Raw genomic sequence first — 16,987 nt, forward strand, 5'->3', positions numbered from 1 at the left:
ATATAAATTCTCTATACATAGTAGAAAACCCTTCTAAAAATTTTATATTTTATATATTTATTTTAACACTATGCTGTCCATGCTTAAAAAATGGTATTATTCCATCCTCAATTTTATCACCATCAACCCATGTTCCCTTTTCCTTTTCCCTGATCACCTGTATATCATAGACACAATCATCTCTGTTATATCGTATGCTGTAATCTTTCCATTCCTCTGGCACGGAAGGCGTTATGACAAAGCCTCTGTTTTCCTTAAATGTCATTCCGAGTATGGTCTCTACACCTGCTCTATAAAGCCATCCTGCCGCCCCTGTATACCAGCTCCATCCTCCTCTCCCCACATAGGGCTCTACTGCATACACATCTGCTGCCACCACATAAGGTTCTACCTTATAGACATGACAATTCAAATAATCTTTAGCATGGTTTATAGGGTTTATCATAGAAAAAGTTCTATAGGCTTTCTCCCTATCTCCTATTTTAGCAAAAGCCATAATGGACCATATGGCTGCATGGGTATACTGTCCTCCATTTTCTCTTACTCCAGGTATATATCCTTTAATATATCCTGGTTCCAGAGAGGATTTGTCAAAAGCCGGTGTAAGCAGCAATATGATACCCTTATCCTTTTTTATAAGATTCCTGTCCAGGGCATGAACTGCCTCTTTAGCTCTGGATTCCTTTGCAGCTCCAGATATAACTGCCCAGGATTGAGAAATTGAATCAATCTGACATTCTTCATTTTTCACAGACCCAAGCGGAGTTCCATCGTCAAAATAAGCTCTTTTATACCAGCTTCCATCCCAGGCATTTTTCTCTAGATTTTCCTTTATAAATTCCTTTAATTTAGAGTATTTTATGATCTTTTCTTCATCCTTCATAAATTTGCACAGCGGAATGAGCTTATCCAATATACTGTATAAAAACCATCCCAGCCACACACTTTCTCCCTTTCCTTTATTTCCCACGGTATTCATTCCATCATTCCAGTCTCCTGAACCCATGAGTGGAATATTATGCTCTCCAAATCTACATGATTTTTCAATAGCTCTTATACAGTGATCATAAATAGTTCCACTTTCCTCGGATACGGGGGATATACTGTATCTTTCATATTCATCATCTTTTAACTGACTGTCATTAAGATATGGTACCGCTTCATTCAATATGCTATAATCTCCCGTATTCTTTATATAATCCTCCACTACATAGGGCATCCAAAGCAAATCATCGGAAAACTTGGTCCTAATGCCACTTCCTACATACGGGTGCCACCAATGCTGAACATCCCCTTCTAGATACTGTCTGGATGCACTGTAAATTATGTGCTCCCTGGTTATATCAGGACGTATATAGGATATAGCACTTACATCCTGAAGCTGATCCCTAAAGCCATAGGCACCCCCAGATTGATAGAACGCAGTCCTGGACCAGTACCTGCAGGATATCACCTGATACATAAGCCATCCATTTAACATTATATTCATTGAATCGTCAGGAGTATTGACCTGTATAGTTTCAAGTGTACTTTTCCAATAATCCTGGCTGTTTTTTAACTCCTGCTGAATGCTTCCGGCATTACTGTACTTCTCTATGACTCTGTTGATTTCCTCAAAATTATCCTCCTGCCCAAAAAGAACAATAATTTCCCCTTCTGAGTTGGCATCTAATTCCACTTTTACATTTTGAGCCATACAGGGATCAAATCCAGCTCCCACCGTATTAGAAAGGTTTTTAAGGCAGAGTCCTTCAGGTCTCCATACGTTCCCCTGGCGCCCTATAAATTCCGTTCTAACACCTGTATAGGACATCTGCTTGCCCCCCAATATCTTCAAATAACATATTCCATCTTTGAAATACTGGCTATATGGATTCTTAGCATATATATACTCATGCTCCTTGTCAACTCCAGTATATATATACTGCGCAGTTTGCTCATGGCAGACCCCTAATACCAATTTTGCATAGTAGATTATTGAAAGTATCCTTTTCCTCTTACCTATGTTATGCAGTTTTATCCTGCACACCTTCACACTGTCCTCTATGTCTGCAAACACAGTCATTTGACCCACTATTTGGTCTGCTTCATGTTTAAAAATAGAATAGCCAAAACCATGCTCTATTACATATTGTCCCGAATCCCTTACAGGTCCAGGAGATATACTCCATATATGTCCCGTTTCTTCATCTTTTACATATAAACTTTCAGCCTCGCCATCCATCACAGGATCATTTGACCATTCTGTAAGTTTGTTTTCCCTGCTGTTTTTATTCCAGGTATAGGATATACCACTTTCAGAAATATGAAATCCAAATCTCCTATTAGAAATAACATTTATCCACGGCGCAGGAGTATTGCTATAATTTTTCAACACTATTATATAGGACTTTCCATCCTTTGAAAAACCACCTATGTCATTAAAATATCGAAGAAGAGGAATTTCAAAACTGTAGGAGGAAATTACCTTTCCATTTTTATTATAGACAAAATCACCAAGATTTCTCACCCTTTCATCTTCTAGAGAATCCATACTACACATAAACTGCTTAAACAATTCTCCCTCTTGACCGTCTATTACAAATCTGGACACAGCCTTTAGAAAATTCACATCTTCCTCCTTTACTTCACTTTTATTTAAAATGAATACCCTTCCATCCTTATTTCTTCTGATTCTAGATAAACTATTATTTACAATATCTCTCAATTTGTTTTGGAGAGGCTGCATATAAGAGCTATCTTCCAGATTTAATAAAACCAAATCCACTGATAGGTTTTTCAAAGTCCAATACTCCTGAGCACGCAAAAGCTGTCTTACAAAATCTATATTGCTCTCATCTCTTATAATAAGAAGAACTATAGGTAAATCTCCTGAAATTCCGTAAGGCCACAATGCAGACTGACTTTTTTTCATATTGACTATATATTTGTATCTATTTTGAAATAGATCACTTAAAAACAAAATTTTTGAGGCTATCTTCTGGTACACATTTATCTGGTTTGATGTTATTCCAAGATATTTCATCTCCAGCTGAGCTTCAGTCCATGAAAGTTGAAACATTCTATTCACATTGCACATATCACCATATTTATTTGCCAGTTTAACTGCATTTTCCTTAGAATCTGCCAGCATAGTGCTATAAGCTACCTTCCCAGTCCTACCAGGCTCTATCCTTATTCTAACTCTCAAACTTATTATAGGATCAATCACCGCTCCTACCGATTTTGTAAGCTGTACATCATTATCCATTGCCCTTGGATTCACGAGATTTCTACCCCTCCCTATAAAATTATCCCTATTGGTTTCATATTGAATGGTACCTGCCCGTTCACCTTCTACTGCTATAGTTTGTACAAGCCATTTTTTCTGTTCTCCTGCATTTCTGGATCTTCTACCGGCAATAATGCAGGTTGGATTTTGGATGAATTCAGTTTGTATAAATAATTTTCCAAAAGCAGGATGAACCAAATCCGCATTGTAAGAAGATAGAGTCACTTCCAAATAACTGGTTATCTCCACTTCCCTTACAGAATTGCTCATATTTGTGATAGAAATCTTTCTTATTTCTCCACTGTCCTCATGGGATACGGTGATCTTCATATGGGTTCTTAAATTTCCATCTTTCCTTTTAAATTCTGATTTATCTGGCGAAAACACAACCTCATACTCCTCAGGTATACCTTTGCAGGGTTCATAGGCAGCACTCCAGTATTCATTGGAATTTATATTTTTTATATAAAAAAACATTCCAGTATCATTCGTAACCACATCTTCACGATATCTATATAACATAGTATCTTCCATTTTGCTGTATCCGCTGCCGCTGTTCGTTATCATTAAAGAATATCTTCCACTGGAAATTACATTTACCTCCGGTACATCTGTCTTCGCATTATTATATTTTCTTGTAATTACGTTCTCATTTTGAAAAACTGTCTTAGGCTTTCCAGTATCCTGCTTCCTATCATAAATAACATTCTTAGAACTTTTTTCCTGTAGTAAAAGTTCCACAGCTCTTACCCTCGGCACTCTATGAAATCTTTCTTGAAGTATATTCTCCCTTAGAATATTGTCCAATGACATAAAACTCATGCCTTCATGATGTACCATAAAACACTTCACCAGTTTATTTTTTTTGTTTTTTGAAAATCTTTTTCGAGTATAATCTATAGCATCATAAAAGCCATATTTCCCCTCGGCCTTCAATTTGATAATAGATTTTACATTATTTAAGGCATTTTTAAAATCTACCTGAAGGGCCATAATAGAAGCATAAGGTGCAATCACCAATTCATTAACAAGACCCCTCTTTAGTCCGATGCCCGGAACGCCAAATGCCTTATACTGATACACAGAATTCAAATCAAAATCATAATAGGCAGATTCTGAAATGCCCCAAGGTACATGCTTACTATCGGCATACCTTTTTTGTGCTTCAACTATATATTTATAAGTGTCACTCAATAAAGTTCCTGGAAAATTTTTCATAATTATCAGCGGCATCAGATACTCAAACATAGTTCCAGACCAGGATACCAGAGCTTTACCTCCTCCAGCATAGGTCATAGCCCTTCCTAAGTTAAACCAATGAGATTTTTCTACCTGACCTTTAGCTATAGCTACAAAGCTTGCTTGCCTGGCTTCTGATGCAAGAAGATCATAATAATTATTACCTATAATATTATTTTCCACATCGTAACCAATGGCAAAAAGACGCCTTTTTTTATCATATAATATACTAAAATCATGCTCTTCACCCATCTTTACAAGTTTTTCTTTTACATCCTTGAGTCTCAAAAGAAGATCATCTGCTTTTAGCTTGGTGATATTCAGCATGTTTTTCAGATCACCTATGTTCTCATTCATGTTTTTATCGTGATTTTCAAATCCAAGGTGAGCTAATCTATCAATTGTACTGGATAATTCTTTCAATGATATTTTATTAGCTAGTTTATCTAATTCTCCCTTAAAAGCTTCAAATCTTTCATCTCCGCTTACAAGATCAATCCAGGGGAAAAATTCATCTAATTCTTTCTGAAAGTGTGAGGCCATATATTTAACCTTCTCATTCCAATACAGATCGCCATAATTTTCATTGATTTCACAGGATTTTTTTATAATGGATCTCAAATAATCTTTAAGAGAATATATATTAAATTCATTTTCTGACTCCATAAAATTTTCATATATTCTTGGAACCTTAAATTCTTTAGCTATTTCCTCCTGAGCCAACCTCAAGGTATCCTTTAGCCCAAAGCTTAAATTCTTATTTACAAGTGGGCAATTCAAATACTCCTCCAGAGCTTCTATCGTAACCCATATATACCCTACCAAATTCCCACTATCTACTGTGGATATATATCTGGATCCAAGAGGTTTCTTAGTCTTTATATCATACCAATTGTAAAAATGTCCTCGATGCTTTTCCAGAGATCCCATATTTAAAATTATATTTTCAAGTCTGTATTCAACTTCTTTTATTCCCACATATCCTAAATCGTAAGCTACTATATTTGATGTAATGCCCATAGCCATATTAGTGGGAGAAGTTCTATAAGCCAGGCCTTTATACGGCTCTTCTTGATAATTATCTGGAGGAAGCCAATTATTTTCAGGCAGTGTGAAATCTTCAAAATAAGCCCAAATCTTCCTGCTTATCCTCCCCAGCAGTTTCTTTTCCTCATACTTCATCTGTATCTTTTCATCATTTTTTTCTTCTCTGCTTACACTAAATGCCATCCAGGGTGCTAAAAACCAGATTATACAAAAAGGCAGCATAAAAAATAAAGTATCAACACCTCTTCTAAAAGCTAGAAAAGCTATAATTACGCTAATGGCACTGCAGATCCACATTGATCTTAAATACCCCTTAAATGTTTTTGAAGAGGCAGCTTCCGCATCTGCCGCCGTTTGCCACTGAAGTAAATTTCTCTTACTTATAGACATTCTGTAAATTGTCCTTATTATGGCATCTAACATCAAATAGGCCTGATAGGGTAAAAAACTCAATATAAGAAAGAATTGTTCTACCGCATTTCTGAAATTTACCATATTACCTGATAGACTTATCCCCTTTACAGGAGATACCACAGCCTCTGATACATCAAAAAATATAGGACACAATAGTGAAATCAACGCCATAACCAGTAAATTGTCCGGGGTTTGAAATAAAGTCAAAGCTGCTGCAATAAGTATCATTATACCCGGCTGCACAGTACTTCTCCTCAAATTGTCAAATATTTTCCACCTGGACAATTTATTCAGAGGACTTTTTTTAAAAATCCATGGTATCAATTGCCAGTCCCCTCTGACCCACCTGTGAAGCCTTTTACAACTTGAATTATAATAAGCAGGATATCCATCAATAAGCTCTATATCAGTCACAAGGGCCGCCCTTACGTAAGAACCTTCTAACAGGTCATGACTCAGTACTGTATTTTCAGGTATTTCATCCTTCAGAACTGTATTAAAAATATCTACATCATAAATTCCCTTTCCCGTAAATATGCCCTCATCGAACAGATCTTCATACACATCAGAGATAGCTGTAGTATATACATCTATGCCAGTCTGCCCAGAAAAAATGCTTGAATAAAAAGTTTTATTTGCACTTACTACGCCTACACTTATCCTCGGCTGCATCAGTCCATGCCCTCTTATTATTTTTTTATTATTCAGATAGGGAACATTTAGAGGATGTGCCATAGCTCCTATAAGCAATTTAGCCGTATCTTTTGGAAGTATAGTATCTGCATCCAGGGTTATTACATATTTTACCTTATATAAATTGCCTATATCTCCGCTTACAATATCATAACTAGTAGTTTTGTCACCCCTTATGAGAGCATTGAACTCCATTAATTTGCCCCGTTTTCTCTCCCATCCCATCCACTTTTTTTCTCTTTCATTGTATTCTCTGCACCTGCTCAAAAAGTAGAATTTATCTTTTCCCTGTTCTCCATATTTTTCATTGAGTTTTTTTATTTCATCCAGTGCAGTATCCACTATAATTTTATCCTTATAATCTTCCTTTTCAGTACTATCCTTAAAATCTTCAAGAAGTACAAAATACAAATTTTTTTCTTTATTTGCCAAATAGTACACTTCCAAGTTGCCAATAAGCTCCTTCATCCTATGAGCCTTGCTTGTAAGGGTAGGTATTACTACAGCAGTGCTGAATTCTTCCGGTATGCCCTGCTTAAATTCTATTTTTGGTATAAACCTGGGTTCTGAAAGCTTATTTATACTCCAATTAAATATAGATATAAATATCTCACTGCTTGGTATTAAAAGAACAAGCATTTCTATTATGTATTTCCACAAAGGCAGATTTTCAAAATAAAAATTTATTCCGCTAACTAAAACATCTAAAAAAATAGTTCCCAATACTATGCTTCCTATATAAAAGTTAGGAGTCATATTATTGGCGATCTTAAAATCAACTTCTCTATACTCCTCGCCACTGGATTTTATTTTTTTCTTTAAACAATATGTGCCGCTATCTATTAAATAATATCCTACATGCTTCTCATACTTTTTTGCAGTTTCAAGAGCTTCTCCAGCACATTCCACTGCCTTTTTTGCTATGAAAGATTCCGGTACGTTTATAGCCTTGGATAATTTTTCTATTCTATGTCTATAATAATCTTTCGAGCAAAAATCCATTTTACTATAAATTCCCGCAGGATCCTTTTTTAAAATCCGTTCCACATAACTTAAGCGTTCAAAATTTTCTTTCCAGTTCAGACCACATACTTCTCTTATTCCCTTAATTGAATTTTCCATTAAAACCTGATATATTCCCTGTTTCTGATGATCGATATTTACCATTCTCTTCACGCTGCTGTCTTCTTTATCCAGCTCTTCATCTATCCAATTATATACTTCAATGTACCCTATAAAATTATCTCTCAATACCCTTATAAATTTTTCTGTAAAATGAGAGGTAAATCTTATTTTTTCTCTCTTTAACTTTTCTATCTCCTCATTGACGTTTTTCCCTGAGTTCATAATTCTTTCTGCTACAACTTCAGCTCTATTTCTCTCTTTTTGCATGAAAACTATACTATCCGTTATATTACTGATATTTTGAAGCAGGGCTATTCTTATCATTACAGGCAGTGCCCAGAGTTCAGAATTTTTCAATACTTTATTTTCTTCATATGAATTTATAAAATCCTCTATGGTATCTTCATCCACAGCGCCATAAGTATGAGATAACATTTCTTTGGCAATATAATATATCCTGGGATATCCTTTCATAATGCCTTCCTTTATTACCGGAAGATTTCTATAATAGCTTTCCGTCATATTTGCCTTTATATCTTTATATTCCTTTTTTATCAGATATAAATTATCCAAGAGCCATTCAGCACAAGAGGCCACTTCTATTTTCCCCTTAATCTCGCTCTCAAAAAAATCACATCCGTCTAAAATACTTTTATATTCTCTATTCAAACTTCGCATCAGCTTTTTTTTACAGCTTCTTTTTCTATCAGCTGCTGGAATAACAGCTATTTCCCTGGCATATTTTTTTAATTCCTCTTTACTCATATTAAAAGCAAGGACGTTATCCCCTGCATTGTGATCTGTATTTTCACATCTATTTAAAACTCTATAAATCATTACAATTACCATAATTATAGCTATACTTATAATATAAAGCATAAAAAAATCCATCCTTTCCTGCGAAAAAGAATTTATGTAATATTTATTGTTTCCAATAAAACACAAAATATTAATTCACAGAAGGGATAGATTTAAATTAAATCATTATTTCATTCTCTATCATTTCATCAAAGCTCTGCCTTTTGGAAATCAGCCTGGCTTCTCCATCCTTTACTAAAACTGCTGCCGGAATCGGAACTTTATTGTAATTACTTGCCATGGAATAACAATATGCCCCTGTGGTAAACACCGCCAGAATATCCCCTGTTTCAGGCTTTGGAAGCTTCACGTCCTTTATTAATATGTCTCCGGACTCACAGCACTTTCCTCCTACGGTCACAGTTTCCTCACAGCTATCCTGAATCCTATTTGCTATGGCGCATTCGTAGTGAGCCCTGTAAAGAGCCGGTCTTATATTATCCGCCATACCTCCGTCTACAAATATATATTTTCTTATACCCGGAATATTTTTTATAGCGCCTACAGTATAAAGAGTAGTTCCAGCATTACCTATTATGGATCTCCCGGGTTCTATTATCAGTGCTGGAAGCTTTATATTAAGTTTTTTGGAACCCGCCCTAGCTTTCACCAATATGGCATTACAAAAATCCTCTATAGATTTGGGGTTGTCCCCTTTATTATAGTATACTCCAAACCCTCCCCCTAGGTTTAATTCTTCTACTTCATAACCCGTTTCGTCTTTTATTCTTTTCACTAAATTCAACATGATTTCAACTTCATCTTCATAGGGCTTTATTTCAAATATCTCAGAACCAATATGACAGTGAACGCCTACAAATTTTAGATTGGACATATCCATGGCTTTTTTTATAAATTCCATGGTTTCACCATTTAACATGGTAAATCCAAATTTAGAATCAACCTGCCCAGTTTTTATATATTCGTGGGTATGGGCTTCTATCCCCGGAGTCACTCTGAGGAGTACCTTTTGTACTCTATCTTTTTTCTGTGCTATAAAATTTATTTTTTCCATTTCACAGAGATTATCCACCACAAATTTTCCCACTTTAAAATCTATTCCCATTTCAATTTCCTCTGGTGTTTTGTTATTTCCATGAAAATAAACCTTTTCCATTGGAAAACCACTTTTAAAAGCTGTGTAAAGTTCTCCACCTGATACTACATCCAAATACAATCCTTCACTGTCTATTATCCTGCACATGGCCAAAGTTAAAAATGCCTTTCCAGCATAGGTTATCTTATTATTCCTATCTCCTTCAAAAGCTCTATAATATCTTCTACATTTATCCCTGACTAAATCTTCATCTATTACATAAAGAGGAGTTTTAAACCTCCCTGCCAGATCCTCTGCACTTATTCCTCCAATATACAAAACATTATCCTTGACTTTCATGTTCCCAAATAACCTCATACTGGCTTCCTCCTAAAAGTTTTCGCATAACCATTATAAGTTAAATTCCCTGGCTATAACATTTATTGTCTTGAGCTTATCCTTCTGCTTTATAGCACAAGTAATTCTTATCTCAGAAGTAGTTATCATCTTTACCGCTATGTTATTTTGTCTAAATAGTTTAAACATTTTGGCAACCACTCCTGATGTGGTCTTCATTCCTATACCAACTATAGAAAATTTAGTTATGTCTTCATCTATATCAACTTGTACCTTGCCCTTCGAATAAGACTTTAAAATACTCAAACATTCCTTTAAATCTTCCTTAGGTATAGTAAAAGATACGTTCACCTTGTTATCTATAGGTGCTGTCTGGCTTATCATATCCACATTTATTTTTTTGTCAGCTACCTTTTCAAACAAGTTGGCAATAATATTTATATCATTGTCAATGTTTCTCACTGTAACCGCTACATCATCATCACTAGTAGCCAGCCCCGTCACTGGCTTGCTTTCCAAATTCATATCATCTACCCCCTTAATAACTGTTCCTCTTATATCACTATTACTTAATCCCACATATACAGGTATATCATATTTTTGTGCAAGTTCTATGGATCTAGAATGCATGACCCTGGCACCCAGACTTGAAAGCTCAAGCATTTCCTCATAATCTATTTCATCCAATTTTTTAGCATCCTTATATTCCCTCGGATCCACACTGTATATTCCATCCACATCAGTGTAAATTTCGCATGTCCCATTTAATTTTACCGCTATAGCTACAGCTGTAGTGTCAGAGCCTCCCCTTCCAAGAGTAGTGACATCGCCTTCAGTATTTACACCTTGAAATCCAGCTGCAATTACAACTTTCCCATTATCTAAAGCTCTTTTTATCTTATCCTCGTCTATATCATCTATAAGAGATTTGCCATATTGTCCGCTGGTTTTTATACTGATTTGATAAGCCGTATAACTTACAGCATCATATCCCAAATCCTTGATAGCCATAGCAAGCAGTGCGCAAGATCTCATTTCTCCTGTAGATAAAAGCGCATCCAATTCTCTTTTATCCGGATTTTCCGTAATTTTTTTAGCCAGCGCTATAAGATTATCCGTAGTATCTCCCATTGCTGATACTACAACTACCAATTTATTGCCTGCTTCAACTTTATTTACTACCGACCTAGCTACAGCTTTTATTTTTTCCGGAGTTCCCACAGAACTACCTCCATATTTTTGAACAATGATTGCCATAATACTCCTCCCTAAAATTATTATAAAAAATAAGTACAGCAAAGGGACACACCTATACTGTACAGATATACATGGTTGTGTACCTTTGTAGCTCTCCACTAAAATAGTCTTACCCAATTCCATCAATGAAAATACACCAATTATTACATATTTTAGTGACAGCTTTATATATATTTTATACAAAGCCAAAATCAGTTCCGCCAAACTAATTTTTCGGCTGTAATTCCTTTCTTTATCTCTCAAATGTCTGCCAACTAAAAATAAATACTATTAATTACAGCGCCTCCACCCTAGGTATCTAAATATTAAATTGTTCTAAGTTTATCATAAATATCTATTCATTTCAACTATTTTTTGACTAAAATTCAATCAGTGCAATATATGCCCCCAGATGGAACTCATAGAAAATATTAGCATATCATATTAATGACTGTAATAAGTAGGAGTGTATATAATGAGTTATAAAATAAAGCATTTCTTTACAAACGGAAATACTTGGGGAAATTCTGACTTATTCTTAAACTTTATAGAAAGCCAGAAAACATCTAAAAAAATATTTCTCTTAAAAAGCAAATCTATGTTTTTAAAATCATTTCTAATGAAAAAAATAAGTGAATATTTTATTAAGGATGGATATGATATGGAATATTATCACTGTCCCTGTGATGAAAATTTCTTACATGGAATAATCATAAAAAAATTAAACATAGTATTGTTAGACAGTAGTTTATTAAAAACAACAAGTTCCCCATTGCCCTATGAAATACTGGATTTGGAGAAAAATCTTGATAAAGTGAATTTCAAAAAATATATAAAAAAAGAATCATATATAACCACAAAAATTAAAAATGCATTAAATAGATCCTACAGATTTATAAAGGCTGCGAAACTTATGCAGGAAGATTGGGAATACTATAATAAATCTGCCATTGATTATTCAAAATTAACTGTAACAATTGAAAATTTAAAATCAAAAATATTATCCAGGGTTAAAGTTGAATCTTCAGGGAAAGCCAAACACCTATTTGCCACAGCTCTTACTCAAGACGGCATAGTATCATTTATAAACACCTTATACGATGAAACCGGAAACGTATATGTGTTAAATGGTGATCCAGGCACCGGGAAAACGACAACTCTCAGAAAAATTTACAAAGAAGCCTTAAAAAAAGGCCTGTATGTGGAAGTATACCACCATCCCTTCATAGTAGATAAATTGGAACACGTTATAATTCCTGAATTAAATACCGCTGTTATAACTTCCAATGAAATCAATAAAGCTCAATTTAACGGCATGCAAATATACATGAACAACTTAATTGACTACAGCAAGATAAACAAGATAGATTTAAAGGAGGATAAAAAAAATTTCTATCTTTTTCTCAATAAAAGTCTGTCTATAATGGCTTCCACTAAAGCTCTCCAATATGACTTGCAAAAATATTTTTTTGAAGATATAGATTCAAATACCCTGAATACTGCCTGTAAAAAACTTCTAGGCAGATTAAGAAAATGTGAAAAATAAAAGGCATAATGAATTCTACATTATGCCCTTATTTTAAATTTCAGAAGCAAAAATATATTTCATATGCATCACCCAGTTACAGAAAAAATCCTGTATACATGCAGCTCATGCAGTGCCCTGGTGGCCATTATATATTTTAATGTGTTCTCATCTTCATCACGACAATAAAAAGTATCTATCATTATAACGGCGTCAAATTCCAGACCTTTGGCAAAATAACTTGGGAGTATAACTTCTCCACTGGAATAAATCATATCTTCCCCGCTGATTACTTTTATATATGCTCTTTTTTTAATTAGATTTCCCAATGTCACTGTATCTTTCAAATCCCTACATATCACGGCAATACTTTCATAAGATTTTTCTTTTAATTTCTCAATGTCCTTCAATATCTTATCTACAAGTTCCTTTAAGTTATATACCTGCTCTTCTATAACTTTTTCTCCCTCTCTTATCAAAGGTATAATTTCACCCTTTTTTAAATACTGGTTGGCATAATTGGTTATTTCGTTTGTAGATCTATAGCTTCTGCTCAAGGAAAAATTTTTTACTTTCAAATCCGAAAATATGTTATTCAAGTCCATCATAGCAGGAATTTCATCTGAAGGTATAATTCTTTGATTAACATCTCCAACTATAGTAAAAGAGCTGCAGTGGGTGAGTTCTTTTATAACCTTGAACTGCAATGGAGAATAATCCTGGGCTTCATCTATGACTATGTGTTTTACTCTGTCTTTATATCTTGAACCATCTAATTTTATTTTCAGATATAAAATAGCAGCCAGATCATCGTAAATTAATTTTCTATTATTGTTGAAGGTATTGTACATTGATATTACATCCGGCTTCTCCAGCCATTTAAGCTTATATTTTTTTATTCTTATTACTTCTTTTATGACTTCTTCTATTTCATTTCTCTCTCTATACTCTAAATTTGTCCCATGTAGATTCAATTCTTCCTCTGTCATATTTTCAATTTTATCTCTATACTTTTTCCGTATGGCTCTCACTATTATGTTTCTCTCATCCTTTATTCTGGAGTATATGACCTTTTTTAGCCTTATTGCTCTCTTAAACAGAGGCATATCCTTAAAATAATATCCCAGCATTTTTTCCGCTTCTTCTTTAGCAACTATTACCTTATCATAAAAAAATACATCTTCTGCCGCAAAACAATTTTCCTCTATACGGACAATTAATTTGTCTACATCACTGACATATCTCAAAGAATTCTTATAAATTATTTCCTGAATAAACTCTTTATCCCCGTTTAAAATATTCTCCATATATTCCCTTAAAGTCATCACATCCGGCAAGTTTAAAATGCTTTTAGCAAATTGACCAAATGTAAGCTGGGTAACCTCTTCTTCTCCTAAACTGGGCAGCACAAGAGAAATATAATCTATAAATATACTATTAGGTCCTAATATAAGCACTTTCCTCTGAAGTAATTTTCTATAATTGTACAACAAATATGCCACTCTGTGTAAAGCTATAGTAGTTTTGCCGCTGCCGGCTATTCCATTTACCACAACAACCCCTTCCCTGGGCTGCCTTATTAGATCATCCTGTTCTTTCTGTATAGTCATCACTATATCTTTTAGCTTTTTCCCAGCATTCTTACTCAGCACCATCTGTAATATCTCATCTTTTACATCCATATTGGAGTCAAACATCCCGACAAGATTTGATTTCTTTATGATAAACTGTCTCTTGCTCAATATGTCTGCTTTTATTTCTCCCATAGGGGAACTATAACTGGTCTGTCCCAGGCTGCCCGAGTAGAATAAACTGCATACAGGTGATCTCCAATCCACTATAATTGGCTCATAATCTTCTCTGCTGCTCATTCCAAATCTACCTATATATATTTTTTCTCCACCAAATTTATCTTCAAAAATCACTTTTCCAAAATAAGGTGAATCCTTTAGTACAGTAAGTTCTTTTATACTCTTATTTACCAGTCTAAATTGTTCTTCTTTTGTATATACTTCATGATCAAAATATTCAACTATTTTATCTTCATCATCTTCATATTGGTCAAGATTTTTTTTCCTTAAATCTAAAATATAATTGATTACCTTTTTTCTAAAGCTTATACACTCCATCATCCTTGTATTTATCTGGTTTAATACTTCTTTTAATCTTTCTTTTTCAAGGTTTAATTGAATTTCTTTATCCAATTCATTTTCTAAATCATCTCTCCACATATACATATCTCCATTCCACAGCCTATACATCCTCCAAATGAGAGGCTAAAGCCTTGTTATCGGAAGATTCTTTTCCTTTTTTTTCATTGTAATCCCTTATAATGCTCATAAACTCATCTCCCATTAAAGTTTCCTTTTCTATAAGTTTTTTAGATATGCCTATGAGCAGATCCATATTATCTTTAAGAAGTTTCCTGGACTTTTTATGAGATTCCTTTATTATTTTTAAAGTTTCTTCATCAATAATAGAGGCTGTTTCTATACTGCAATTTTGAACTGGCCTTCCATTAAGATATTTATTTTGTATAGACTCCAGTCCCATCATATCAAATCTATCCGTCATTCCATAAATGGTTACCATTCTTCTAGCAGTTTGAGTGGCCCTTTCAATATCATTAGCTGCTCCTGTAGATATACTGTTAAATCTGACCTCTTCTGCCGATCTTCCTCCCAGCATAACACATATTTGATCCATCATCTCTTCTTTTGTATTTAAATATTTTTCCTCCTCAGGGAGCTGCATAGTATACCCTAATGCCCCCATAGTTCTAGGGACTATAGTTATTTTATGAACAGGATCAGTATGCTTTAAAAGAGCTGCCACCAATGCATGACCGACTTCGTGGAAGGCTACCTGCTGTTTTTCTTCAGGCGAGAGTATTCTATCCTTCTTTTCCTTACCTGCTATAATCACTTCCACTGCTTCTTCTAGATCCTCCTGATTTACTTGAGATCTATGATTTTTAACAGCTCTTAGTGCCGCTTCATTTATCATATTTGCCAAATCTGCACCCACAGCTCCCGGAGTAGCTTTTGCTATATTATTTAAATCAACGTCCGGTGAAACTTTCACACCCTTTATGTGCACTTTTAAAATATCTTCCCTTCCCTTTAAATCAGGCCTGTCAACTATAACTCTTCTGTCAAATCTGCCAGGTCTTAAAAGAGCTTTATCTAAAACTTCCGGTCTGTTGGTAGCTGCCAATATAACTACACCTTTGGAAGAATCAAATCCATCCATTTCCGCTAAAAGTTGATTCAGCGTCTGCTCTCTTTCATCATTTCCCGATATATTTCCCTCTCTGCTTTTTCCAATGGCATCTATTTCATCTATAAACACTATACAGGGAGCTTTTTCCTGAGCTTGTTGAAAGAGATCTCTCACCCTTGCAGCACCCATACCTACAAACATCTCTACAAAGGCTGATCCTGATATTGAAAAAAAAGGCACTTTAGCTTCACCAGCTACCGCTTTTGCAAGAAGAGTTTTGCCTGTCCCTGGAGGTCCCACAAGAAGGGCTCCCTTAGGAAGTCTGGCACCTATCTCCACATACCTTTGAGAATTGTGTAAGAAGTCTACAATTTCCACAAGTGATTCTTTTGCCTCTTCCTGACCTGCTACATCTTTAAAATTTACACCAGTTTCATTTTCCGCATATATCTTAGCTGTATTTTTCCCGAAAGACATCACTCCACTGCCCATCTTTTTATTCAATTTTCCCAAAAACAGTTGAAGTAAAAATGCAATTATTATAAATGGGAGAACCCAGTTTATGAAAAATCCCCTTATGGCAGTGTTCTCTTGAGGTATTCCTCCATATTGGATCTTGGCGTTATCAAGCTTTTTAATCAAATCTGGATCTGTTATTCTCTCAGTATAAAGGACTTTGCCTCTATCTGCTTCATCTTGAGATTTTGGAATTATAATCAATTTATCCTTACTTATCTGCACTTCAGAGATTTTATTTTGGTTTATATCATTTATAAAATCACTGTACTTTATATGTTGGGATTTCAGCCCATTCATATATTCATTTGCTACAAATATAATCATAGCTGCCAATAATGCATAATAGATAAGATATCTCCACTTTTTATTACTATTAAACTTTTTATTATTAAACATATTATGGCCTCCACTTTATTTCAGCTTATAATTCTATTTATATTATAAC

At 34.6% G+C, this 16,987-nt stretch carries 6 protein-coding genes and 1 riboswitch; of the genes, 1 reads left to right on the forward strand and 5 read right to left on the reverse strand.

The window, feature by feature from the left end; translation table 11 throughout:
- Positions 1–49: 49 nt before the first annotated feature.
- The 3 genes from J5G60_RS08785 to J5G60_RS08795 all read right to left on the reverse strand — a co-directional run bounded on the left by J5G60_RS08785 (position 50) and on the right by J5G60_RS08795 (position 11,297).
- Positions 50–8,668, reverse strand: coding sequence for a GH36-type glycosyl hydrolase domain-containing protein (locus J5G60_RS08785; RefSeq protein ID WP_150358135.1), 8,619 nt, complete (start codon positions 8,666–8,668; stop codon positions 50–52).
- A gap of 97 nt (positions 8,669–8,765) precedes the next feature.
- Positions 8,766–10,061, reverse strand: a complete 1,296-nt coding sequence (lysA, locus tag J5G60_RS08790) for a diaminopimelate decarboxylase (RefSeq protein ID WP_150358136.1) — start codon at positions 10,059–10,061, stop codon at positions 8,766–8,768.
- Between the two features lie 33 nt (positions 10,062–10,094).
- On the reverse strand, positions 10,095–11,297 hold the full coding sequence (locus J5G60_RS08795; protein ID WP_150358137.1) for an aspartate kinase: 1,203 nt from the start codon (positions 11,295–11,297) through the stop codon (positions 10,095–10,097).
- A gap of 80 nt (positions 11,298–11,377) precedes the next feature.
- Positions 11,378–11,593, reverse strand: a riboswitch (Lysine riboswitch).
- A 158-nt stretch (positions 11,594–11,751) separates the two neighbouring features.
- Here J5G60_RS08795 and J5G60_RS08800 point away from each other — a divergent pair.
- On the forward strand, positions 11,752–12,822 hold the full coding sequence (locus J5G60_RS08800) for an ATPase (protein ID WP_150358138.1): 1,071 nt from the start codon (positions 11,752–11,754) through the stop codon (positions 12,820–12,822).
- Positions 12,823–12,890: 68 nt separating this feature from the next.
- On the opposite strand, the gene J5G60_RS08805 is transcribed toward J5G60_RS08800, so the two are convergent.
- Both J5G60_RS08805 and ftsH read right to left on the reverse strand, forming a co-directional pair.
- Positions 12,891–15,032: a HelD family protein gene (locus J5G60_RS08805; RefSeq protein ID WP_150358140.1), complete on the reverse strand. Its 2,142-nt coding sequence runs from the start codon at positions 15,030–15,032 to the stop codon at positions 12,891–12,893.
- 22 nt (positions 15,033–15,054) lie between these two features.
- The gene (gene ftsH / locus J5G60_RS08810) at positions 15,055–16,938 is read right to left on the reverse strand and encodes an ATP-dependent zinc metalloprotease FtsH (protein WP_150358139.1); all 1,884 of its coding nucleotides are present in this window, start codon (positions 16,936–16,938) and stop codon (positions 15,055–15,057) included.
- Positions 16,939–16,987: the final 49 nt, after the last annotated feature.

Source organism: Clostridium sp. HV4-5-A1G, from assembly GCF_900184915.1.
Taxonomy (GTDB): domain Bacteria; phylum Bacillota; class Clostridia; order Clostridiales; family Clostridiaceae; genus Clostridium_B; species Clostridium_B aromativorans.